The sequence below is a fragment of the Mesonia mobilis DSM 19841 genome (genome assembly GCF_000423405.1).
Classification (GTDB): Bacteria; Bacteroidota; Bacteroidia; order Flavobacteriales; family Flavobacteriaceae; genus Mesonia; species Mesonia mobilis.
In genome coordinates this window covers 121,705-145,411 of the sequence record NZ_KE384013.1, presented here as the reverse complement: position 1 = coordinate 145,411, position 23,707 = coordinate 121,705, and the positions used below count along the sequence as shown (strand labels likewise).

Genomic DNA, 23,707 nt, shown 5'->3' with positions numbered 1-23,707 from the left:
CTTTTTTTAACCAGATGAGATTCCGGGTCAAGCCCGGAATGACGGGAATATTTTCTCGCGTAAAACACTTCGACTCCGCTCAGTGTGACAATCGAAAGCTACAATTTTAAATCTTGAAATTCTTCAGAAGAATTTAGGTTTTGCTGATTGTATTGCAGCGTCCACCCCATTGAATTGGTGAGTATAAAAAGTTTTTGCAATTCAGAAATGAGTCGGTTTTCAGCGTTTTTCATTAAGACAGAATTCTTGATCTGCTTTTCTAGATCGGTTTGAATTCTGCTTTTTATTTTATTGTAATCTTTCGCCTCGAACTGATTGAGGTAATCTTGCGTCACATCGTAGTATTTGATGTCGGGATTAATATTGAGTTCAGGCTCCGGGATTTGCGTAATTTTCAACAGTTTATTTTCTGCATCGACCTCGTACTTCATTTCTCTCAAATCGTAACTTACATTTGCTTTCGCATTTACCACGATTAAAGCTTTTTTTCGAGCTGAAAGAAATTTAAACACAAAACTTTCGGTATTCTCGTAGTTGTAAACTTTGGCATAACTCCCTTCAGAAACCACTAGTTTACTTACGTTTTTAATTTCTTGCTCAATTAAGTTAGAAGCTTGTTGCAGATCCTCTTTTTCTTGAAATTGATCTTTTACATATTGGTATCCCCAAAAACAGATTAACGCCACAATAACTCCTAGTAAAAACTTTCTCATCTTAAAAATTTGTTTCTAAGTTACGAGAAAGTAAATCGGCTGCATCAATTTTGAAATTAGATTAACAATTTTCGTGATTTCAGCTAAATAATATTGTTATTTTTTGCTTTTTGAACCGCTTCAATTTTACTGTGTACTTGTAATTTTTTGTAGATATTTTCAATATGTTTTCTTACCGTACTTGGCGAAAGCACCAAATATTCTGCAATCACGGTGTAACTATGACCTTTACTTAAGTTTTCTAAAACTTCAACTTCACGCTTAGAAAGAGAGATTTCTTCTTGATCTTTTTGGTTTTGAATATGGGTTGGATTTCTTAATAACTTCAAGGTTTTTAAAGCAATGGAAGGATTCATCGCCGCGCCACCGTTTAGCGTTTCTAAAATACCTTTATAGAGTTCTTGCGGATTGGTTTCTTTTAACAAATAACCATCGGCACCGGCTTTTATGGCATTAAAAATATGTTCATCATTATCGAAAGCGGTTAACATGACGATCTTGATATGCGGATATTTTTGCTTGATGATCTGCGTACTTTCGATACCATTTAACACCGGCATTTCAATATCCATTAAAATTAAATCGATATGAAAATTATCTTCTAATTGCTGAAGTAATTGGCTTCCGTTAGTGGCAGAAAATTTAAATTTCAACTCTTCAAAAAAAGATAATTTCTCTTTAATGGCGTGAATTAAAAAGGTATTATCATCTACAATGGCGATCTTTATATTCATCTTCAATTATTTACCTTTTAACTATTCTCATCAAGCACAGGTAAAAGAATTAAAATTTGTGTCCCTTCCCTCATGATAGTATTGACCTCTGCCTCTCCTCCTATTTCTTTTGCTCTTTCCTTGATATTGTTAATACCATTGCCTAACTCAACTTCAGCAAGTACAAAACCTTTTCCGTTATCTATGATTTCTATTTTAAATTGCTGCTGAAGTTTTTCTATATGAACTTTAATTTCTGAAGCTTCAGCATATTTTAAGGCATTATTGACCGCTTCTTGAATGATACGGTAAATATTCATCCCAACTACCGATGAAAATTCGTATTGCTTATTTTTTTCTGAATCGAATTGAAACCTAAATACCGTGTTTGGTGAGGCTGTTCTCGCTTTTTCGATAAAATTAGAAATTCGAGCTTGAAGATCTTCCACAGAGATTTTTTCTTTATTCATTGCCCAAATGGTGTCTCGCAACTCGCAAATAGTCTTGCTCGTAAATTCACTTATGTTTTTAAGCTTTTGGGAAATATTTTGCTCCATATTTGGGAAAGCAAACTGAAGATTATCGATACTCGAAATAATGAAAGTGAGTTGCGCGCCAATATTATCGTGTAGATCTCGAGAAATTCTTAAACGCTGCTCTTGGAGTTTGTTTTGAGTTTCAATTTTAACTAAAGCAGATTTTAATTCGGCTTCTTTGTGCAGTTGTTTATTCTTTAATTTTTGCTGATTGTAAAGTAAATATCCCAACAAACCGATGATAAAAGCAGTAGCAATACTCCCATAAATGATCGTATTTTTTCGTTCTAAGTCTAATTCTTTTTCAGCTAGATTGGCTCGCGTAGTTGCTAATTCTGCTTCTTTTTTTTCGGTTTGGTATTTGGTTTCGAGTTCTGCAAACTTGGCTAAACGCTCTTCTTGAAAAACTGAATCTTTTAAAACGTAAAATTTTTCTTGAAGTTCTAGTGCCTTTTGAAAATTACCTGTCTTTTTATAGTACCAAGCTTCTTGTTGAATTACATCTCTAATTTTTTCGATACTATTACTTAAATCGGAATGTTTTTTGGCCTCTTCAAAATATTCTTCAGCTAAATCATTCTTATTTTCTTGATAAGCAATGGTCGCCAAATTAGTATAGTTAGTCGCTAGATTATATGAATTTCCTTTTTCTAAATTTCTTTTTAAAGCTAAAGAAATCATTTTTTTGGCCTCTTGATACTTTTTATCTTTTAAAAAAGTGTTTCCTAAATTATTGAAAACAAATCCGTAGTTTAGAGAATCTTCTTGCTTTTTTATGAGATCTAGATTTTTTTGATGATAAAAAATGGCACTATCAGGTTTATGCCAATCATCAAAATTTATAGCGATCGCATTATTTGCATAAATGATATTCTCTTTTTGATTTTCTTTTGTTTTTAGCGCTGTTAGAAAAGCATCTTTTCCTATTGCAACGCCTTCTTCAAAATTCTCAAAGTCATGATTCAAAGTTGATTTATCGGTAAGATATTTTGAAGTTTTACCAAGCTTGTTTTGTTGTTCTGAAAGGTCTAGTAATTTTTGATTGTAAACCAAAGCTTTCTCGTAAACACCTTCTCTTTTATATAAATAATGAAGCCTTTCGTAGATATATTCTATGTTTTGTATTGAATCATTTTTCAAATAAAACGGAAGAATTTTTTCAGCATAATAAAGTGTACTGTCTTTATTTCTAAGCTCATCATTTTTAAAGAACTTAAAGTATTGATAGTGTATAGAATCTGATTTACTAAATAATTTATTTTTCGCTTGCTGAAAGTAATAATCTGAGGAATCTTTAGAAAAATAGGCCTTTAATAAAATCTCTTTTTGAGAAAGCTTTTCTTCCTGAGCAATCCCTAAAATTGAAATAAGAAAAATTAGAACAGTAAAAATTTTCTTCACTCTAAAACTTTTAAAAATCTACTTATTAAGATGAATATTTTCTTGCGCCATTAAAGCTTCTTCTAAATTATAACTTAGAAAATGATAAGCACTTAAACGGAGTTCTCTTTTAGCGATTTGATGTTTGGCCACCCGCATTCGTTTCTGAAATTTCTTAACGTTCTCTCGATGACATGTTAATTGCAAATTCTTCTTTTTATTAAATAAGATCATGAGCCCAAAGCCAATAAAAATAGTAAAAAATAAGATACACCAATTCATCTATTTCTAATTAAAGAAAAGAACAGCAAGTAATTACACCTGCCATTCTTCGCCATACCACATTTTAATTATTTAATTTCTGAAGCGAACTCGCTCGTATGATAACTTAAAAATTTGCTTAAAGCCTGCTTAGCTCCGGCTATATATTTTGCTCGATCTACATTAATAAACGCAGAATTATCGATCGACTCATTTTCTACACGATATGCTTTACCATAAACCGTTTCTAAACCATATTTATCGACATCTGCTTTTGCAAAACTTTGTATTTTTTCTTTTCCGATCACTCCTTCGATAGGTAATTCTTTCTTTAATGTGCCGGAATACTGACCTAAAGGTGAACCGCCTATTTTATTTTTTCCTTGTACAAAATCGATCGCATTTACACACGCAACAGCTTTTCTCTTCTTACTTTTTAATAACGTCATCGCTCCGGTAGTTTTCTCGGTAAACGAGTAATTTTCGATAGCCGGAAGGTGCATATTTGTACTTACCGATATTTTTGCACCTCTTCCTTGGTAAGCTTTTTCATCGTTTAAAAACAAAACATATAAATCGACATTTACCACATTGGCATCGTTTAATTCTGATGAAAGCTTACTGTAACTCATTACCTCATGGGTTCTTTCTGCTATTGCATTACCGCCTTGTGCTCTGTTTACTGCACCAAAAAAACCTCCTTGTTTTTTCTCGCCAGATTTAGTAAAACCTTTTACAAAGAATACTCGATTTTCAGGATAGACAGTTACCAAACCGGGAGCTTCAGACAAACTCATTTCTAAGTTTTCGTAACGTTCATAATCTTCATAATATTTGGTATTTGCAGCGGCATCACCCTCTAAAATAGTGAATCCTTTTTGTTTAAGATCATTTATAAAATCTTGATAAAGTTCGTTGGTCAATTGCTGTAGATCTTCTGTGGTAATATTATTTAACCCAACGGCTAATGTAGCTTTGGTTTTACCGGTTAACATTTTTCCTGTAAAACCTCCGCCGGTGCTTGCATCTTTTTGATTATAGACCTGATAGTTTACAGAAAAATTAGCGATATAAACTTCTTTCGATTTTAATTTTCCTCCGGCTTTGCTTTTAGGTTTAAACTCTCCTAAACTCTGAGCAAACCCGAAACTTGCCACAAACAAAAGCAAGAAAGTGATTGAATAAATTTTAGTGTTTTTCATAATTTAAGTATTTAAAATGTCGGGAATCTTGCCGAAACTCAACTCCCGACTAACAAAAAACTCTCTTTCAAGAATTTATTTTAAAATGAATTAAAATTCAGATATAGCTACGTTAAACGAACCGCTAGTTACTTCTTTAATCGTACCGCCTTCTTCATTTTTTCCGCTAAAAGAAAAGGTTCCTTTAATATTAGTAGCTGTCTTTTCACTTACTTGAATTTCGCCAACAATTGTTTCATCATAAGGAGCTAACCAAGTTTGTGTATCCATCGGATTGCTTAAATCGGTTTCTGTATAAATGGCATTGGTAAATACGCTTATTTCACCGCCAAGCTCGTAAGTTCCCGTTCCTTCAAATCCCATAATGGTTAGCACCATTCCTTCTCTGTCAGAGTTTGATCCTTGCACGCGAATCATCGTCGAGCCGTTTACATCTTGTTCTATAGCAGTTGTTGCCATTTCTATCGAGGTAAAAGAACTGCCGTCTACAGAAGCTTCAATGGTTCCGGCAGCAGCACTTCCGCCATTACCGCCATCGTCATCTTTACTACAACTTACTAGCGTAGCTATGCTCAGGCATAAAAAAAGTAATTTTTTCATCTTGTTTCGTATTAAATAGTTTGATTAGTATTACGAGAACAAAGATGTAAGAAAGGGCAACTGTCTTCAATACGGCAATTGCCCTATTTTTAAAACTTCATCAACGGAAATTGCTGTTGAAGCAGTTCTATTTGCTGTTGAAGTTTTTGCTGAAATTTTTGATGCGCTACAGAATTTGGATTGAAAGGTCGATGCGCCAAGCCTTGTCGAATTTGCTGCACTTTTTTCATCGTCGGGAAGCATTCTTCTGCCAACCAAGTTTCTTGAAAGCGTTCCCAAATATAATCGATCGCCACTTGGTTAGGATGCAAAAGATCATCGGCATAAAATCGGTAATCGCGCAACTCGTCCATCATTAACTCGTATGAAGGAAAGTAATGAAGTTGATTTTCTTTTTCGACAATTTGATGAAGCGCGGTGATTAAATGAGATTTACTTCTTGTGTTTTCTACAAAACCATCTTTAGCGTGCCGAACCGGCGAAACCGTAAAAATAAACTCACAATTCTTATTGAGCTGCTGAATATAACCGATCGTATTTCGCAAACTCTTTTCGATCTCACTTACAGAAGAAAGCTCTTTACTGAAATTTTTCTGCGGGATTTTATGGCAATTCGCAACATATTTATCTTGCTCTAAGTGTCTATAAATCCAAGAAGTTCCGAGCGTGATAATGACGTGGGAAGTTTCTTTTAAAAACTGAAAGGTTTCTGTTAAAGCTGAATTGAGATGCTGTAAAATTTTTTCTTCCGACAAGGCATTCATTCTTGAATGCGCCTCAAAACAACTAAAGATTTCCTGATACTGAAAAATATCTTTTGGCGTAAATTCATTTTGCTGAACCACACGCTGCGAAAAGCGTTCAATAGCAAACGGGTGAAACAAAATTCCTAACGGATTCTGCAACTGCTGAAATTGATGGTACAAAAACTTCTTCCCTATATTCTCTGCAAAACAAGAACCCAACAACAACACTTTAGACGAATAATCTATTTGTGGTTGTTCTTTTTTAATTTTGATTTGGGTTTGGAGTTGCATACTTTTTTAAAGTTGAAATTGAAGCTGACATCGAAATCTAAATTGAGTCACCTTGATCAGGATCTACATTAAGTCGTGTCGAAAGTCTAGGTGTGAAAATCTAAAATTACTAAGATAATGAGATGCTGAATCAAGTTCAGCATGACGGTAATTTAATATTAAAAGCGTCATCCCGGACTTGATCCGGGATCGCATCGTGTTATTTAACCACCCTGTCAAAAACAAGTTTTGACATCCCTCCTTTTAAAGGAGGGAAGCTTTTACTATTCTTCGACAAGCTCAGTTTGACTAGTTGACGATTTTAAAAACCTCATCAACTCACTAACTAACAAACTTTTTCCCTTCTTCTAAAGCTTTGGCAATTCCGTCAGGGTTTTTACCTCCTGCGGTAGCAAAAAATGCTTGTCCGCCGCCGCCGCCTTGAATGTGTTTTCCTAATTCACGAACGATTTGTCCGGCGTTTAAGCCTTTTTCTTCCGCTAGATCTTTAGAGATGTAACAAGAGATAATCGCTTTACCGTTGTTCGCAGAACCTAGAAGTAAAAACAAATTTTCCACTTCACCACCTAACTGAAAAGATAAATCTTTCAATGCACCACCGTCTAAATCTACTTGCTTGGCTAAAAACTGAACTCCGTTAATTTCGGTTAATTCATTTTTCAGATCGCCTTTTACGTTTTTCGCTTTTTCTTTCAGTAAGGTTTCAATTTCCTTTTTTAAGGCTGAATTTTCATCCTGTAAATCGTTCACTGCTTTAATCGGGTCTTTAGCATTTTTGAATAAAGCCTTGATCTGATTAAAGTTTTCACTTTGTTGCGTTAAGAAATCTTTCGCTGCATCGCCGGTAATCGCTTCAATTCTTCGAACTCCTGAAGCTACTGCACCTTCAGAAATAATTTTAAAATGCCAGATTTCTGAAGTATTCTTAACGTGCGTTCCGCCACATAATTCCATCGAATCTCCAAAACGAATCGTTCTTACCGCATCGCCATATTTTTCTCCAAATAAAGCAATTGCTCCTTGTTCGATCGCTTCGTTGTAAGCTATTTTTCGGTTTTCTTCTAATGGTAGGTTTTCTCGAATTCTTGCATTCACAAAGTTTTCTACCTGCTTTAATTCTTCCGCAGAAACTTTACTAAAATGTGAGAAATCGAAACGTAAATAACCGCTGTGTACCATCGATCCTTTTTGCTCGACATGCGTCCCTAAAATGCTTCGTAAGGCTTGGTGTAATAAGTGCGTAGCCGAGTGGTTTGAAGCTGATCTTGCACGTTGTTTTGCATCGACAACGGCTTTAAAACTTCCGTCTAAATTCTCGGGAAGGTTTTTAGCAATATGAATTATCTGATTATTCTCTTTTTTGGTATCAACAATGTAAGTTACGTTACCGTTGCTGCTTTCTAAATAACCTTTATCACCAACTTGACCACCTCCTTCTGGATAAAACGGTGTTAAATTAAAAACCAATTGGTATAACGTACCGTCTTTTTTACTTTCAACTTTTCTGAATTTAGTGATGTTTACTTGCGCCTCTAAGCTGTCGTAACCAATAAATTCTTCCTCATCATCTTCACGCAAAATTTGCCAATCTTCTGCTTTGGTTTGTGCTGCAGAACGCGAACGCTCTTTTTGCTTTTGCAGTTCTTCTTCAAATTCAGTTTCATTCAACTTAAAACCGCGCTCGTTTAAAATTAGCGCTGTTAAATCGATCGGGAAACCAAAAGTGTCGTAAAGTTCAAAAGCTTTTTTACCGGAAATCTCTTTTGTAGCTGAATTTTCAATGATCTGATCTAACAACACCAAGCCTTGATCTAATGTTTTCAAGAAGGAGTTTTCTTCTTCTTTAATCACATTTTCACATAGATTTTTCTGCTTTTTTAATTCTGGGAAAGCTGCTCCCATTTGCTGACTCAACGTCGCCACCAATTTATAAATAAAAGGTTTTTTTTGATCTAAGAACGTAAAACCGTAACGAATCGCACGACGTAAAATTCTACGAATCACATAACCAGCTCCATTATTGCTCGGTAACTGTCCGTCGGCAATCGCAAAAGCAACCGCACGAACGTGATCGGCGATGACGCGAATGGCGATATCGATCTCTTCAGATTTACCATAAGAAGAGTTGGTTATGGTTTGTATTTCACGAATAATCGGCGTAAAAACATCCGTATCATAGTTCGATTTCACATCTTGTAAAACCATACACAAACGCTCGAAGCCCATCCCGGTATCGATGTGTTTATTTGGCAATTCAACCAAAGAACCATCTGCTTTTCTGTTGAATTGAATAAAAACCAGGTTCCAGATCTCTACGACTTGCGGGTGATCTTGGTTCACCAATTCTTTTCCTGAGATCTTGGCTTTTTCTTCTTCAGATCGAATATCGATATGAATTTCAGATGCAGGTCCGCAAGGCCCTTGATCGCCCATTTCCCAGAAGTTATCTTTTTTATTTCCTAGTAAAATACGTTTTTCCGGTACGATTTCTTTCCAGAAATTATAAGCTTCTTCATCTTTACCAATTCCGTCTTCTTCATCGCCTTCAAAAATGGTCACGTAAAGAATTTCGGGATTTACTTTAAAAACTTCCGTTAGTAATTCCCAAGCCCAAGCAATCGCTTCTTTTTTAAAGTAATCGCCAAAACTCCAGTTCCCCAACATCTCGAACATCGTGTGGTGGTAAGTATCTTTACCTACTTCTTCTAAATCGTTGTGTTTCCCACTAACACGCAAACATTTTTGAGTATCGGTTGCTCTGGTATTTTTTGGCGTGGCATTGCCTAAGAAATATTCTTTAAACTGATTCATCCCTGCGTTGGTAAACATCAAGGTAGGATCGTCTTTGATGACCATTGGCGCCGAAGGAACAATCTGATGTTTTTTAGATTCAAAAAACTCTAAAAATTTGCTGCGTATTTCGTTAGATTTCATACACGATTTTTTGTAACTGAAACGTTAAATTATGTTACTAGTGAAACAATTTTTATCTTTGTTCGTCTTATTAAGCGAAACCGCTTAATTTTTGAAGGCAAAAATAGCATAATTTAAGACAATGTCGAAGGTTAAATATTATTACGATAGCGAAACGCTTTCTTATCGAAAAATCGAACATAAGAAAGGTAGAAAATTAGGCTACGCGTTATTGGGTGTGACCGCTTCTGTTTTGGCCGGTTTTCTTTTATTGGTGGTTTATTTAAACTTACCGCAAATAGAAACTCCCAAAGAAAAGGCGATGCGTCGCGAATTGCAAAATATGGAATTGCAATACGAAGTACTCAACAAAAAAATGACGCAAGCGCAAAAAGTTTTAGCTGAAGTACAAAATAGAGATAACAATATTTATCGTGTTTATTTTGAAGCAAACCCCATCCCCGAAGAACAACGAAAAGCCGGTTTTGGTGGGATAAACCGATATAAAGATCTAGAAGGTTACGATAATTCTGAATTAATTATGGAAACCGCTAAGCGTTTAGATATTTTACAAAAACAGATCGTTGTACAATCTAAATCGCTAGATGAAATTGCCAATTTAGCCGAAGAAAAAGAAAAATTATTAACCGCCATTCCTGCCATTCAACCGGTGAAAAATGAAAATTTAAAGCGAATGGCTTCGGGTTACGGTATGCGAATGCACCCGATCTTAAAGTACCGAAAAATGCACAACGGGATGGACTTTAGTGCGCCAACAGGATCTTTAGTTTACGCTACAGGAGATGCTGTGGTTAAAAAAGCACAACGCACCACCGGTTTTGGTAACTTAGTGGTCTTAGATCATGGTTTTGGTTACGAAACTTATTATGCGCATTTAAGTGAATTTAAAGTACGTCGCGGACAAAAAGTAAAGCGTGGGGAAATTATTGCTGAAGTAGGAAGCACCGGATTATCGACTGCACCGCATTTACATTATGAAGTACATAAAAACGGTAAAGTAGTAAATCCTATTAATTTTTATCATGGAGACCTAACTGCAGAAGAATACGACATTATGTTAAACCAGTCTGCACTCGAAAATCAATCTTTAGATTAATGCACATTAACCTCCCAGATAAACTCTATTATAGCATTGGCGAAGTTGCCAAAGCTTTTAAAGTGAATGCTTCGCTTATTCGTTTTTGGGAGAAAGAATTTGATGTGATTCAACCTAAGAAAAACGCAAAAGGAAACCGAAAATTCACCAAAGAAGACATTAAAAATCTTGAGCTCATTTATCATTTGGTGAAAGAACGTGGTTTTACTTTGGAAGGTGCAAAAACACATTTAAAAGAAGAAAAGGTCGAAACTTTAAATAATTTTGAAATTATTAGAAAGTTAGAACATATTAAATCTGAATTGATCAACATTAAAAATCAACTTTAAACAAAAAGAAAATGAAAAAGTGGTTAATCCCCGTTATTATAATTGTAGTCTTAGGTATTATTGGTTATAGCCTCACCGCAGGTGTAAATAATACAGCTGTTGAATTAGAAGAAGACGTAAAAGCTTCTTGGGCCAATGTAGAAAGTGCTTACCAACGCCGAACAGACTTGATCCCAAATTTGGTGAATACGGTAAAAGGAGCAGCAGATTTTGAGCAAGAAACTTTAACCGGAGTAATTGAAGCGCGTGCAAAAGCGACTGCAGTAAATATTAATGCCGATAATTTAGATAGTGCTTCTTTACAGAAATTTCAAGAAGCCCAAAGCGGACTTTCTTCTGCGTTATCAAAATTAATGGTAAGCGTAGAACGTTACCCACAACTTACAGCTACACAGAATTTCAGTAATTTACAATCGCAATTAGAAGGCACCGAAAATAGAATTAATGTAGAGCGTAACCGTTTTAACGAGAAAGTTAGAGCTTACAATACTTATATTAGAAAATTCCCAAATAATATTTTTGCAGGAATGTTCGGTTTTGAAAAAATGACACCTTTTGAAGCGCAAGCAGGAGCAGAAAATGCCCCAACGGTAGAATTTTAAAAATGAATTAAATGCTGAATTACTTCAGCATTTTTTTATGATAAATGTTTTATTCAACAAAGAAAATTCAGCATTAAAACTTTTAGAAAATGGCTAAAGAATTTATTTCAGTAAAAGATGAAGAAGAAATTGTAGCGGCAATTCGAACTTCAGAAAAAAATACTTCAGGAGAAATTCGTGTGCATATCGAACACAAATGCCCAACCGAACTTTTTGAAAGAGCCAAAGCTGTTTTTCACGAGTTGAAGATGGACAACACTAAACTCGAAAATGGCGTTCTTATCTATCTGGCGATCGAAGATCACAAATTTTACATTATGGGCGATAAAGGTATCGACAGAAAAGTGCCTGACGATTTTTGGGAAAGCACCAAAAATGTAATGCAAGACCATTTTAGAAAAGGCAATTTTAAACAAGGTTTAGTTGACGGAATTTTAAAAGCCGGGGAGCAATTAAAACATCACTTTCCTTATCAACAAGACGACATTAACGAACTTTCAGACGAAATATCTAGAGGATAATGCCACAACTAACTCAAGTATTCAGTAAAAAATTTTTATTCGGAATTTTATTTCTATTGGTCGGAACCTTAGGTTTTGCTCAACTGAATATTCCCGATAAACCTTCAAAAGAAACCAGCGTTTACGATGGCGCAAATGTTTTAAGTCCTGCTGAAAAAAATGCGTTAACGCAAAAATTAGTGCGCTATGCCGATACGACTTCAACCCAAATTGTAATTGCTACGATACCCACTTTAAACGGTGAACATATTGGTACGTATGCTGCAGAATGGGCACAAGCTTGGGGAATTGGTCAAGACGGGAAAGACAATGGTTTTTTAATCTTGCTCGCTAAAAAAGACCGACAGATTTTTATTGCTACCGGTTACGGAACCGAAGAGTTTATGACCGATGCGACGACAAAAACGATTGTCGACCAAGTGATCTTACCAGAATTTAGAAGCGGAAGTTACTACCGAGGTTTAGACAAAGGGACGACAGCTATTATGCAAGTGATGAACGGCACTTTTAACGCTAACCAAAGTGGTAGAGATATAGGTTTTAATCCGTTTCCTATTATTGTGGTGTTCATCATTTTTATTGTGATCATCATTTCTATTATTAAAAAGAATAATGGCGGCGGCGGTGGTCGTGGCGGTCGTAGAAATGGTGCCGACACGCTTTTTGATGCCATTATTTTAAGTAGTCTTGGTCGCGGAATGTTTGGCGGTGGTTCTTCCGGAGGATTTGGAGGAAGCAGCGGTGGCGGTTTTGGAGGTGGAGGCTTTGGTGGTGGCTTCGGCGGAGGCGGCTTTGGCGGCGGTGGTGCCGGAGGAAGCTGGTAATGTTTAGATGATAGGTTTTGGGTGTTAGGTTGTAGGAGTTAAAATTGGAATTACTGTTAATTATGTACTTTAAATTTTTAATTCACAAACAACTCTTTTAAATAAGTAAAATAATTATATATTTGAAATCGAGCGATTCTCTCAAAACTTCAAATATTAAAATGAAAAAATTTTTACTTCTATTCCTTAGTATAGGAATAATGGCCGCCTGTTCTTCAGACGATGACAGCTCTGGCTCAAACGACAATGTAACTTCTGCTGAAATCACCTTATTAGATGCTAATAGTGATTTAGTATCAGGTATGACTGTATATGCATACAGTGAGAGTACTTGGGAGGTTATAGGCAATGATACATTCTTTGCAGATTTTCAAGCTGCCTCAAATAGTGAAGGAATTGCAACGTTTAGTAACCTTACGACCGACACAGAATTTAATGAACTTACAGATTACACTCATACATACAGATTTGTGGTAAACTATTCTATAAACGGAACAGATACCTCAAAAGTACTCCCTATTACATTTGAATTAGGAGACGACATTTCTGAAACAATAACTTTAGATTAAATAATAAATTTAAGAATCGCTTAAAAAAAGCCCCTTTTTTGAAATTTCAAAAAGGGGCTTTTACAAACTATATAAACAAAACACAAATTAAAATCTTCCTCTTCTTCTGTCGTTAGGGTCTTTACCGCCAAACTTGCTGAACTTATAGGTAAAACTGAACATTACATATTGCTCTAACACCAGTTGCTGAGTATCTTGTATAAAATCTTCACCCGTATATCTTGAAGTTGAAATATTTTGATCTAACACATCAAACACTTTTACTTTTACGATCCCATCGTCACCTAAAAGTTTATAACCTAAACTCATATTCCACAAGACAAAATCGTTTTTAAATCCGGGTGACATATTGCCAATGTGCTGGTAACTAATATCGTTACCAAAAATGAAATTCTTTGGCCAGTAAGTAGTAATTTCTGCTCCTAAATTATGATTGATAAAATTTTGATCTCTACTCGAATCTAAGCTGTAATTAGCAATATTGTACGTAAGTTGGTAATTAGGATCGATAGAGATTAAATCATCAATTTCATACCTTAATGATAACTGTGGAGATAAACTATATGTTTTCGAATTAAATTGAACTCCATTAGTAAACCCTACATTTCTATTTACACTGACTCTTAAACCTGCTCTTGGATTTAAAGTTGCTCCTTTTTCTAATTCTATTCGCTTGTTAATACTAAAACCTCCGAATAAATTATAAGCTCCATCAACATTGGTATAAGTTGTGGTTCTTACTAAATCTTCATCTGTTGTAGTGAAAGAAACTACCTGATCGTTGTAAAAACTTCCGCCTAAATACATATAAAAACCAGAACGCGACTTAAAGTCGAAATTATTGAAGTTTGAATAAAAACTATGCTCTTGGGAAGGATCTAAGTTAGGATTACCCGTTACAATATTTAAAGGGTTAGTTGTATTTGTAACCGGTTGTAATTGATTAATAGAAGGCGCACTTCTTGAATTTCTATAATTAAAATAGATAGATTTTGTTTTAGTAATTCTATACCTGAAGTACGAATCAACAAAAAGGTTATTATAAGTATTATCAAAAGAATTATTAGTGAATAAATCTTCATTTTTTAAGCGAATACTCTGTAAACCTCCAGAAATACTTGCTCTTAATTTATCATCTTCATAAACTAAACCTGCTTCGGGACGATGATCGAAGGTTTCTGATTCAAAATCGTTACTTAAGTCGTCATTTAACAGATCAAATTCATCTGAATTTTCTGTTCTATCGTAAACTAATCGAGTGTTATTTCTGTTAGCTTTGGTATAAGAATATTCTAGGTCTAACGATAATTTTTCTGAAAGAGGAACACGAGAATCGAACTGTAGTTCATATTCATCTTCTTTGCTGTCTTCATCGATGTATTGATCTTGAATTTGAGTTTCTGTTAAAGTTCCGTCTTCATAAATTTCTCTAGAAGAATAATAAAGTTGATCTTCTTCACTTTTAGTATTAGAGTTATTAAAACCCAATCTCACATAAGCTCCTTTATTTCCAAATTTTCTTGTTACATCTAAACGATTGCTAAAATCTGTATTGAACACTTCTCCAGATTGTTCTGTCGTTGCGTTATTAATTGGCGTACCGTCTTCTTCAAAAGATTCTGTAAACGAATTACTGGAAGAATAACCATCGTTAACGTTTAGGTTTGGTCTAAAGGATATTCTGGTTAAAGTATCGGGTTCAAACTCAAAACTAACTCTTGCCCTGTGGTTATCATTTTGTCTTTCTGAAGTAGATTCTGAATTATTATAATAAGTTCTATCCGGTAAGATATTCTCTCTTTCTACGGTAGTTGCTGTACGATTATCTGCTCGATTAAAAAAATAGTTTGCGTTTAATTCGGTTTTCTCATTCCATTCGTTTGCAAAATTAAATCCGGCATTGTCTGATTTTGTAATACCGCTGTTGCTACCAAAACCATTTCCGTTTATAGAGAAATTACCATTACTGTTTCTAGTAATAGAATAAGCGCTTCTTCCCATTGCATCAAAAACCTCATCGAACGTAAATCCGGAAGAGTTAATGTTATTCGAACTTCCTAAAATGCTTACACGCAACTCATCTTTAAAATAATTGGCAATTCCGCTTAGTTCATAACGTTCATCGGTACCACCACCGGCAGTTAATCTTGAGAAATAGCCTTTATTTTTATCTTCTTGAATGGTAATATTAATCGTCTTATTTTCAGAATCGCCTTCTTTACCGGTAAATTCTTCCGATTTTGTCTTGGTATCGACCACCTGAATTTTATCGATAATTTCTTTAGGCAAATTCTTAGTGGCAATTTTTGGATCATCGCCAAAAAACTCTTTACCGTTTACTAAAACCCTTGAAACTTCTTTACCATTTACCGTGATCGTACCATCGCTATCTACATTTACACCAGGAAGTTGCTTTAAAGTTTCTTCTAAATTAGCATCGGGCCGTGTTTTAAAAGATGCAGCATTAAACTCTAAGGTATCTGTTTTAATGGTTACAGGCGCACGATTACCGGTCACTAAAACTTCATCTAAATTGTTAGTCGAAAAGTTAAGCTTTACAGTAGATAAATCTATCGAAGGATTTTCTTTTAAAGAAAGTTGCTTTTTATAAGTATTAAATCCCGTATAACTTATAAATATATTAACCTGTTCTTCTTCTGTTGAACCGTCTACTGTAAAATTACCTTCTACATCTGTAATTGTATAATTTACCAGTGTACTATCTTGTACGGTTTCTATATAAACAGTTGCAGACTCTAGCGGAGTATTTTGACCGTCTGTAACTTTACCTTTAACTTGAAAATCTTGCGCTTGAGTAAACGCAAAACAGAAAAAGGCCATTAGTGCAATAGAAATTGCTCTAAGGTTAATTTTCATAAAATTGAGATTAAGTAGTTAAGCTTTCAATATATAGACTGTAAAAAATCTAAATAGTTTCATCTAATCTCAATAAATTATTAAAAATTTTATTTTTTATGTTTTAGTTAAAAAAAATAAGCTTCTTTTTAAGAAGCTTTTCATATCATTTCGATTTAATATTCTGTAACCGATCCCCAATTCTCACCGGTTTTGATTCGGTATAATTGCATTTCTGAAATACCAAATTGCTTAGCGATCATCTTCATTCGGGTTTTACGATTAGGATCGTGAATTTTTCTTTTGATTAATTTTACACGTCCTTCGGTAAGTTTAGAATAACATCTTTTGTGTTCTTTGTTTACATACTCAGGATTAGTGAACTGGTGTACTTCTTTCTCTCTACGAGTTGCCCATTTTAAGTTATCGATATGATTGTCTTTTTTATCGTAATTTAAATGAATAACAAACTCTCCATCGCCTTGCTCTAAAAAGTTTTGCGCTAATAATTTGTGAACGTATTTTGAAGATTGTTTTCCGTTCTTTTTACGGACTCGTAAAACTTGATAACCGTGGATAAAAGATTTTTTTACTAAAAATTCTTGATCGGTTTTACAGTTTAAAATGCGTCCGTAAGTAGAAATTTTAAAATGTTCATCTTCAGAAATATCGTCTTCAAACTCGAGGATTTTCCATTTTTCATTCTTTAATGCTCTAATCATAAAATTGGGGGTTTTACATTAGTATAGATAAGATTATAAATCAAAATAACTGATTTACAAGCTAAAGTAGGCAAAAACTAAGCATACCGCAAAGTTTTAAGCTTAATCTAACAATTAATGAGCTTTCACGAGAAATATAGAATATGTTTGCTCCTATCTATTTCAATTTTACCGATGTAGTAAGAGGGAGGATTACTTCAGCAACAAAAAAATTCAACTTAATATTTAAAAACAACGAAATCTGTTTCTGTAATTTGCCCATAATTCAAAACGAACAAAAATTTCATGCGAACCGCTATTGTATCTACTAAGCTCCGTGGTTTCATAATCATACGCATAACCAATTGTAATTTCATCTGAAGCTTGAAAACCGGCGATAGCACTAACGGCTGAGCCTAATCTATAAGAAGCGCCTAGCGTAAATTTATCGTTGAAATAAAAATTTGCTGAAAGATCTACCGCCAACGGCGCACCGCTTACCGATTTCAGCATAAAAGCAGGTTTAAATTTTAGATCTCTATTCATTTCGTACACGTAACCGCCAATTACATAAATATGTGCTTTATTGGTATAAGTGGCTACCGTAACATCGTTATAACGTTTGGTTTGTAATAAATTGGGCGTAGAGACACCTAAATACCAATTATCGGTATATAAATAACTACCTAAACCCACTACAGGAGAAAAATGACTGAGATTCGTTAAATTAGGATCATTTAAGTCGGCTACGGTTAACCGATTAATGTCGATATCTAAATTATCGACTCCTGCTCGAACCCCAAAAGACAATCGTGTATCTTCCCTACCGTCTAAGGGTAAAATATAAGAGAAATTTGCCGCGATCGATTTTTGAGTAGAAGCACCAATATTATCACTCGTCACATCTAAACCCACATTCGCAAGACTTCTGCCACCTACCGGCGTGTGTGCTGCGAAATTAAATGTGCGTGGCGCGCCTTCTAAACCTACCCATTGCGCTCGGTAGAGCCCAATGACACTCAAGACTTCACGAGTACCGGTATAGCCGGGATTCACGCTCATCGTATTATACATATATTGCGTGTATTGTGAATCTTGCTGCCCAAAAGCTACGCTAAGCGAAAAGAATAATAAAAGGTAAAGGTAAAATTGCTTCATTCTCTAAATACTTAGTCGGTGCTTAAGTGAATATATCCTGCTTTTTGATGTTTTCTCAAGCCATCGCCTTGCTCATAATCGTATTCTAACACGTAGAAATAAGTTCCCGAAGGTAATTGTGATTGTTCTTGCACGGTTAACCTTCCGCTTGAGTAACCGTCAAAAACTTGTCCCGGAGCGCCATAATTATCGGTTTCAAAAACTTTTACGCCCCAACGATTAAAGATTTTCACTTCTAAATTTCGTGCGCAAGAAGCTTCTTCATTACTTATTTCTAACACATCGTTAAAACCGTCACCATTTGGAGTTACCGCATTAAAAACCACGATTTCGCAAGGATTAACTTCATCATACTTCATTAGCGCTAAAGTGTAAATACCGGAGCGCTTAATAGCGGTGGTTACTGAATTTTCATCGGTATTTGTGAGTCCGCCTTTATCTTCCCAACGTTGAATGATAGGATTCCAATAAACTATGTGAACAGCATCTGCTGTTGAAGTTTGATTCAAGATATAATTTGGCGTGGTGTTCGAGTTCCAAGTTAGGCTTAACATCGTTTCTTCTCGATTTTCCATATCGATCTGCCAATATTCCCGATCATCTATTCGCTCGATCAAACCTTCTTTTTGCTGAAGATCATACAAGGTACCCGCATTTTCTAAAAAGTAAATGGCTTCAATAATATTTTCTGAAGTAAGCATCGAAATCCCTGCCGGTCGATAATAGTTTTGATGACCGATAGGGTAAATAAAATTATGATCGCCAAATTTTACCACTGGACCGTCTACAAAACTTAAATTATTAGCTTGATAAGCCCAAGCTTCGTCTAAGAAATTGATCGTTCCGCCGCTAAGTCTGTTTTCTAAGATCCCTAAATTAAAATCGGCATCTCGATAAATATGAAGGGTTGTCTTTAACTGAAATGCGACTTGCGAGGTCGAATTTTCTAAATAAAAATTTGTCGTGAAAATTTCTTGTCCCGAAATGTCTTGTAATTGATTACCCACCAAACGTAAAACTCCGGTTTGATTATAAAAATCGAATGTTCCTTCATTTAAAATATGGCCGTACAAACTGGTTCTTCCGTCGTTATAAAAGGTTGAATTCGGTTTGTTATTGAAATTAGAAACGCTTGAAAACTTAGTGTTTTCACTCACATATAACATTCCCGTATTTACGGTTTGTGCAGAAACACTTCCACAGAAAAAGGATATAAAAAATGCTATGTAAAGTATTTTTTTCAATCTAAATTATTCTTGAGTTACAGATGGAATAAACGGATTCACCATTGCCGGTTTTACCACATACATTCGATGGTCTTCCACTTCACCTTTAAGCAAAGTATTCTCTGGCGTGAGCATTCCGTAATAATTATCAGACAAGCGCAAACGCAAATAAGTAGGAAGAATTTTTACATCGTTAGGCACCGTCCAGCTTAAGGTGGCCGTTCCCGTTCCCGGAGTTAGTGCTTGCATTACTCCTTCTCCTGCTTCGAAAGTTCCGTTCACATTAAAATCGATCCAGGCTTGTAAATAGGAAGGATCTACTGTCGTGTAAGGCACATCGATCTGAAAAGTCTCACCGGCGACATAATTAAAATTTCGGTAATAAAAACGTTTTAAATTAGCAGGCAAAACATCTTCTTCGGCCGTTGGGCCGCCATCATTATCGTCTCCTAAAGCATTTACAGAATATTGTGTATTAAAATCGCGATCGGGTGGTGTGGAACCTAAGTAACTAATGTTGGTTGCCGGTATTTCTGTGGCCGGAGTATAGGTTGATGTATTTAAATTAACGGTGGTACTTAACGAAATTTGATCTGAAGAAAACTCTGTATTATCGATAATATGTAAAGCTTCGCCATAACTTTCTGGTGCATCACCACGATCGAGGTCCGGCATTAATAAACCTAACGCAATTGCTGTTAATCCGGCACCTTTTACTTCAACATTAAAACTGATCTCGTAATTATTCGCCTCGGTATCGTAAGCACTTTCATTAAACGAAAGCACGGTAATGGCAGCCGTATTATTATCGTTTCCGTTAAATAGATGAACTTCCTGAACGGTTCCTGCAATGTTATTTTTCTCTATTTCATAACTTCCTGCTCCAATATTTTTTTTCACTTCAATCACCTTCCAATCTCCGTCGGCGCTCACTTTTAATTCTTCTGAAGACGACAAAGATTCTGCATCTGCAATGACCAAACCTTTAATTCTTACCGGATTTCCATCTAAAGAAGCTTCACAATTTACCGTAAAATGCACGGTCGTTCCGCTGTTGGCATTGATGATACCGGCAACCATTTGATTGTTATTTCCGGCGCCACCAATGTTATAAAGATTATCCATAGAATCGCCGTTATAATTTCCCGGGATATAACTTCTAATGGAAGAAGCCGGAGACACATTATTGATCGTCGCTTGCAAACAGAAATATTTATTTTGACTTAGTTGAATTGAAGCATAAGAAGTTTCACCATCATTTAAAATCTGATTGGTTAACCCATAAGTATCTGCTGAAGATTGCGCTCCCCAAGTAAGCCAAATTATTCTATTTAAATAATTACCTGTTCCACCGGTAGCAAAAGTTGATGTAACTATATTACCAGGGTAACATTGTGCATTACTTGAAAAACTCACAAAAAGTAACAAAGCAAGCATTATATATTTGCTGAATAATCTCATAGAAATCTATTACTTATTTTACTTCAAAAACAATGTTCATAAATGAAGACTCTGTCACTGCGGAAGTATTGTAAACACTATAGTTCAAGACACCATTATTAGAGATTGAAACATTATAAAAAACCGAGGTATCATACCAAGTAACATAATAATTGAGCTCTGTTGCCGGTAAAACCGGTAAAGTATTACCTGCGTTACTGGTATTGGTAACCAACGGAACTGCTCCTGTACCACCAAATTGATCTTGGTATTTATCATACAAATCGATCACGCCATAAGTTTCTCCCGCAGGCACCTGATCTGATGAAGTAGGAACCAAAATAGAAGGCATATAAAAGAATTTTGGCATAGCAGCTTTTACTTTTTTAAGAATACCCTGCGCATCCATTACTACGACATCGTGCGTTGGTGAATGCCCGTCTTGTAAACCTTCTATTGCCAACGTGTTAGTAGCTGTAGTTGTAATTGCAGTAGGCTGAATTAAATTACCGCCTAATTGAAAAGTATTGTTGGTTTGCGAAAGTCCGTTTTCTGCAAAATATTCAACCGTTAATGTTTGTCCGTTGGCATTGGTAAAAGTATAACTGCCATTTCCGTTATCTGCGTAGGTTACCGTGTTGGCATCGAACGTGACTTGCGTGCCATCAACAGCCGTGTGCGTAAACGTTCCATCGCCGTTATCCACAAAAATATCACTGTTCGTATCCAACATATTGATGATCTCATCATAGATATCGCCTTGATTTTGAATATTCGTCACCACATCACCGACAACATCGACCGTTAATGTTTGTCCATTGGCATTAGTAAAAGTATAACTGCCGTTGCCGTTATCTGTGTAGGTTACCGTGTTCGCATCGAAAGTAATTTGCGTGCCATCAACAGCTGTGTGCGTAAAGGTTCCGTCGCCATTGTCAACAAAAACATCGCTGTTCGTATCTAACATATTGATGATCTCATCATAAATATCACCTTGATTCTGAATGTTCGTCACTACATCACCAACAACATCGATCGTTAATGTTTGTCCATTGGCATTCGTAAAAGTATAACTGCCGTCATTGTTATCAGTATAAGTTACGGTGTTGGCATCAAAAGTGACCTGAGTTCCATCAACAGTCGTGTGTGTAAACGTTCCATCGCCATTATCGACAAAAATATCACTGTTCGTATCTAACATATTGATGATCTCATCGTAAATATCTCCCTGATTCTGAATATTCGTCACTACATCACCAACAACATCAACCGTTAAGGTTTGTCCGTTGGCATTCGTGAAGGTGTAACTGCCGTCGTTATTATCGGTATAAGTGACTGTGTTCGCATCGAATGTGACTTGAGTTCCATCAACAGCCGTGTGTGTAAACGTTCCATCGCCATTGTCGACAAAGACATCGCTGTTCGTATCTAACATATTGATGATCTCATCGTAGATATCGCCTTGATTCTGAATGTTCGTCACCACATCGCCAACAACATCGATCGTCAAACTATCTCCGTTAGCATTGGTAAAAGTATAACTGCCGTTTCCGTTATCGGTATACGTTACGTTGTTAGCATCGAAAGTGACTTGCGTGCCATCAACAGCTGTGTGCGTAAACGTTCCATCGCCGTTGTCCACAAAAATATCACTGTTCGAATCCAGCATATTGATGATCTCGTCATAAATATCGCCTTGATTCTGAATATTCGTCACCACATCACCAACAACATCGATCGTTAATGTTTGTCCGTTGGCATTAGTAAAAGTGTAACTACCGTCGTTATTATCGGTGTAGGTTACCGTGTTCGCATCGAAGGTAACTTGGGTTCCATCAACGGCTGTATGCGTAAAAGTTCCATCGCCGTTATCCACAAAAATATCACTGTTCGAATCCAACATATTGATGATCTCATCGTAAATATCGCCTTGATTCTGAATATTCGTCGCTACATCGCCGACAACATCGATCGTTAAACTATCTCCGTTAGCATTCGTAAAAGTATAGCTGCCATTCCCGTTATCAGTATAAGTGACCGTATTCGCATCAAAAGTGACTTGGGTTCCATCAACAGCCGTATGTGTAAAAGTTCCATCGCCGTTATCTACAAAAATATCGCTGTTCGTATCCAGCATATTGATGATCTCATCGTAAATATCTCCTTGGTTCTGAATATTGGTCACCACATCACCAACAACATCGATTGTTAAACTATCTCCATTAGCATTCGTAAAAGTATAACTGCCATCATTATTATCGGTATAAGTGACCGTGTTGGCATTGAAAGTAACTTGAGTTCCATCAACAGTCGTGTGGGTAAACGTCCCATCTCCGTTATCTACAAAAATATCGCTATTCGAATCCAACATATTGATGATCTCATCGTAGATATCGCCTTGATTCTGAATGTTCGTCACTACATCACCAACAACATCGATCGTTAAACTATCTCCGTTAGCATTCGTAAAAGTATAACTACCGTCATTATTATCTGTATACGTTACCGTGTTCGCATCGAAAGTAACTTGGGTTCCATCAACAGTCGTGTGCGTAAAAGTTCCGTCGCCGTTGTCCACAAAAATATCACTATTCGAATCCAGCATATTAATGATCTCATCGTAAATATCACCTTGATTCTGAATATTCGTCACTACATCGCCGACGACATCGATCATTAAACTATCTCCGTTAGCATTCGTGAAAGTGTAACTACCGTCATTGTTATCAGTATACGTGACTGTGTTTGCATCAAAAGTGACTTGAGTTCCATCAACAGCCGTGTGCGTAAAAGTTCCGTCGCCGTTGTCCACAAAAATATCACTATTCGAATCCAGCATATTGATGATCTCATCATAAATATCACCTTGATTCTGAATATTCGTCACTACATCGCCAATAACATCGATCGTTAGACTATCTCCGTTAGCATTGGTAAAAGTATAACTGCCGTCATTATTATCGGTATAAGTAACGGTGTTCGCATCGAACGTAACTTGCGTGCCATCAA

Annotated in this window: 20 protein-coding genes; 6 read left to right on the top strand and 14 right to left on the bottom strand. The window is 35.8% G+C overall.

All coding sequences use genetic code 11. The annotated features are described in order from the left end of the window. Positions 1 to 98: 98 nt before the first annotated feature. The 8 genes from G551_RS0113060 to alaS all read right to left on the bottom strand — a co-directional run bounded on the left by G551_RS0113060 (position 99) and on the right by alaS (position 9,376). Positions 99 to 713 (bottom strand): DUF4230 domain-containing protein, encoded by a 615-nt coding sequence (locus G551_RS0113060; RefSeq protein ID WP_027885976.1) that lies wholly within the window; start codon positions 711 to 713, stop codon positions 99 to 101. Between the two features lie 83 nt (positions 714 to 796). Then, entirely contained in the window at positions 797 to 1,447 is a 651-nt protein-coding gene (locus tag G551_RS0113055; RefSeq protein WP_027885975.1) for a response regulator, read from the bottom strand. 17 nt (positions 1,448 to 1,464) lie between these two features. Continuing rightward, positions 1,465 to 3,363, bottom strand: a complete 1,899-nt coding sequence (locus G551_RS15925) for an ATP-binding protein (RefSeq protein WP_027885974.1) — start codon at positions 3,361 to 3,363, stop codon at positions 1,465 to 1,467. A gap of 18 nt (positions 3,364 to 3,381) precedes the next feature. Beyond that, positions 3,382 to 3,624, bottom strand: a complete 243-nt coding sequence (locus G551_RS0113045; protein WP_027885973.1) for a hypothetical protein — start codon at positions 3,622 to 3,624, stop codon at positions 3,382 to 3,384. 68 nt (positions 3,625 to 3,692) lie between these two features. Further along, positions 3,693 to 4,805: a hypothetical protein gene (locus G551_RS0113040; RefSeq protein ID WP_027885972.1), complete on the bottom strand. Its 1,113-nt coding sequence runs from the start codon at positions 4,803 to 4,805 to the stop codon at positions 3,693 to 3,695. A 90-nt stretch (positions 4,806 to 4,895) separates the two neighbouring features. After that, positions 4,896 to 5,405: a DUF6252 family protein gene (locus G551_RS0113035; protein WP_027885971.1), complete on the bottom strand. Its 510-nt coding sequence runs from the start codon at positions 5,403 to 5,405 to the stop codon at positions 4,896 to 4,898. A gap of 89 nt (positions 5,406 to 5,494) precedes the next feature. Continuing rightward, positions 5,495 to 6,442 (bottom strand): GSCFA domain-containing protein, encoded by a 948-nt coding sequence (locus G551_RS0113030; protein WP_027885970.1) that lies wholly within the window; start codon positions 6,440 to 6,442, stop codon positions 5,495 to 5,497. 321 nt (positions 6,443 to 6,763) lie between these two features. Then, positions 6,764 to 9,376 (bottom strand): alanine--tRNA ligase, encoded by a 2,613-nt coding sequence (alaS, locus tag G551_RS0113025; protein ID WP_027885969.1) that lies wholly within the window; start codon positions 9,374 to 9,376, stop codon positions 6,764 to 6,766. Between the two features lie 121 nt (positions 9,377 to 9,497). Between alaS and G551_RS0113020 the strand changes: the two genes are divergently transcribed. The 6 genes from G551_RS0113020 to G551_RS0112995 all read left to right on the top strand — a co-directional run bounded on the left by G551_RS0113020 (position 9,498) and on the right by G551_RS0112995 (position 13,317). Then, the gene (locus G551_RS0113020) at positions 9,498 to 10,472 is read left to right on the top strand and encodes a M23 family metallopeptidase (protein WP_027885968.1); all 975 of its coding nucleotides are present in this window, start codon (positions 9,498 to 9,500) and stop codon (positions 10,470 to 10,472) included. Continuing rightward, entirely contained in the window at positions 10,472 to 10,801 is a 330-nt protein-coding gene (locus G551_RS0113015; RefSeq protein WP_027885967.1) for a MerR family transcriptional regulator, read from the top strand. Before G551_RS0113020 ends, G551_RS0113015 begins: the two co-directional genes overlap by 1 nt. A gap of 11 nt (positions 10,802 to 10,812) precedes the next feature. Further along, the gene (locus tag G551_RS0113010; protein WP_027885966.1) at positions 10,813 to 11,403 is read left to right on the top strand and encodes a LemA family protein; all 591 of its coding nucleotides are present in this window, start codon (positions 10,813 to 10,815) and stop codon (positions 11,401 to 11,403) included. Positions 11,404 to 11,492: 89 nt separating this feature from the next. Beyond that, complete coding sequence (locus G551_RS0113005) at positions 11,493 to 11,924, top strand: TPM domain-containing protein (protein ID WP_027885965.1); 432 nt, start codon at positions 11,493 to 11,495, stop codon at positions 11,922 to 11,924. Further along, a complete protein-coding gene (locus tag G551_RS0113000) occupies positions 11,924 to 12,748 on the top strand; it encodes a TPM domain-containing protein (protein ID WP_036243949.1) in 825 nt (274 codons plus the stop codon). Before G551_RS0113005 ends, G551_RS0113000 begins: the two co-directional genes overlap by 1 nt. A gap of 161 nt (positions 12,749 to 12,909) precedes the next feature. After that, the gene (locus G551_RS0112995; RefSeq protein ID WP_027885963.1) at positions 12,910 to 13,317 is read left to right on the top strand and encodes a hypothetical protein; all 408 of its coding nucleotides are present in this window, start codon (positions 12,910 to 12,912) and stop codon (positions 13,315 to 13,317) included. Positions 13,318 to 13,404: 87 nt separating this feature from the next. Here G551_RS0112995 and G551_RS0112990 read toward each other — a convergent pair whose 3' ends face one another. The 6 genes from G551_RS0112990 to G551_RS15920 form a co-directional block, all read right to left on the bottom strand. Next, entirely contained in the window at positions 13,405 to 16,194 is a 2,790-nt protein-coding gene (locus G551_RS0112990) for an outer membrane beta-barrel protein (protein ID WP_156876803.1), read from the bottom strand. 155 nt (positions 16,195 to 16,349) lie between these two features. Then, positions 16,350 to 16,895, bottom strand: a complete 546-nt coding sequence (locus G551_RS0112985; protein ID WP_027885961.1) for an HNH endonuclease — start codon at positions 16,893 to 16,895, stop codon at positions 16,350 to 16,352. A 225-nt stretch (positions 16,896 to 17,120) separates the two neighbouring features. Then, complete coding sequence (locus G551_RS0112980; RefSeq protein ID WP_027885960.1) at positions 17,121 to 18,032, bottom strand: PorP/SprF family type IX secretion system membrane protein; 912 nt, start codon at positions 18,030 to 18,032, stop codon at positions 17,121 to 17,123. An 11-nt stretch (positions 18,033 to 18,043) separates the two neighbouring features. Beyond that, positions 18,044 to 19,276: a gliding motility-associated C-terminal domain-containing protein gene (locus G551_RS0112975; protein ID WP_027885959.1), complete on the bottom strand. Its 1,233-nt coding sequence runs from the start codon at positions 19,274 to 19,276 to the stop codon at positions 18,044 to 18,046. Positions 19,277 to 19,282: 6 nt separating this feature from the next. Further along, entirely contained in the window at positions 19,283 to 20,719 is a 1,437-nt protein-coding gene (locus G551_RS0112970; protein WP_027885958.1) for a CshA/CshB family fibrillar adhesin-related protein, read from the bottom strand. Positions 20,720 to 20,732: 13 nt separating this feature from the next. Beyond that, positions 20,733 to 23,707: beta strand repeat-containing protein (locus G551_RS15920; protein WP_036243947.1), on the bottom strand; the 2,975-nt coding region annotated here is incomplete at its 5' end.

Excerpts from the sequence above, each read along its gene's own strand:
- G551_RS0113060 (WP_027885976.1), bottom strand. The coding sequence starts at position 713 with ATGAGAAAGTTTTTACTAGGAGTTATTGTGGCGTTAATCTGTTTTTGG.
- G551_RS0113055 (WP_027885975.1), bottom strand. The coding sequence starts at position 1,447 with ATGAATATAAAGATCGCCATTGTAGATGATAATACCTTTTTAATTCAC.
- G551_RS0113045 (WP_027885973.1), bottom strand. The coding sequence starts at position 3,624 with ATGAATTGGTGTATCTTATTTTTTACTATTTTTATTGGCTTTGGGCTC.
- G551_RS0113040 (WP_027885972.1), bottom strand. The coding sequence starts at position 4,805 with ATGAAAAACACTAAAATTTATTCAATCACTTTCTTGCTTTTGTTTGTG.
- G551_RS0113035 (WP_027885971.1), bottom strand. The coding sequence starts at position 5,405 with ATGAAAAAATTACTTTTTTTATGCCTGAGCATAGCTACGCTAGTAAGT.
- G551_RS0113030 (WP_027885970.1), bottom strand. The coding sequence starts at position 6,442 with ATGCAACTCCAAACCCAAATCAAAATTAAAAAAGAACAACCACAAATA.
- alaS (WP_027885969.1), bottom strand. The coding sequence starts at position 9,376 with ATGAAATCTAACGAAATACGCAGCAAATTTTTAGAGTTTTTTGAATCT.
- G551_RS0113020 (WP_027885968.1), top strand. The coding sequence starts at position 9,498 with ATGTCGAAGGTTAAATATTATTACGATAGCGAAACGCTTTCTTATCGA.
- G551_RS0113015 (WP_027885967.1), top strand. The coding sequence starts at position 10,472 with ATGCACATTAACCTCCCAGATAAACTCTATTATAGCATTGGCGAAGTT.
- G551_RS0113010 (WP_027885966.1), top strand. The coding sequence starts at position 10,813 with ATGAAAAAGTGGTTAATCCCCGTTATTATAATTGTAGTCTTAGGTATT.
- G551_RS0113005 (WP_027885965.1), top strand. The coding sequence starts at position 11,493 with ATGGCTAAAGAATTTATTTCAGTAAAAGATGAAGAAGAAATTGTAGCG.
- G551_RS0113000 (WP_036243949.1), top strand. The coding sequence starts at position 11,924 with ATGCCACAACTAACTCAAGTATTCAGTAAAAAATTTTTATTCGGAATT.
- G551_RS0112995 (WP_027885963.1), top strand. The coding sequence starts at position 12,910 with ATGAAAAAATTTTTACTTCTATTCCTTAGTATAGGAATAATGGCCGCC.
- G551_RS0112990 (WP_156876803.1), bottom strand. The coding sequence starts at position 16,194 with ATGAAAATTAACCTTAGAGCAATTTCTATTGCACTAATGGCCTTTTTC.
- G551_RS0112985 (WP_027885961.1), bottom strand. The coding sequence starts at position 16,895 with ATGATTAGAGCATTAAAGAATGAAAAATGGAAAATCCTCGAGTTTGAA.
- G551_RS0112980 (WP_027885960.1), bottom strand. The coding sequence starts at position 18,032 with ATGAAGCAATTTTACCTTTACCTTTTATTATTCTTTTCGCTTAGCGTA.
- G551_RS0112970 (WP_027885958.1), bottom strand. The coding sequence starts at position 20,719 with ATGAGATTATTCAGCAAATATATAATGCTTGCTTTGTTACTTTTTGTG.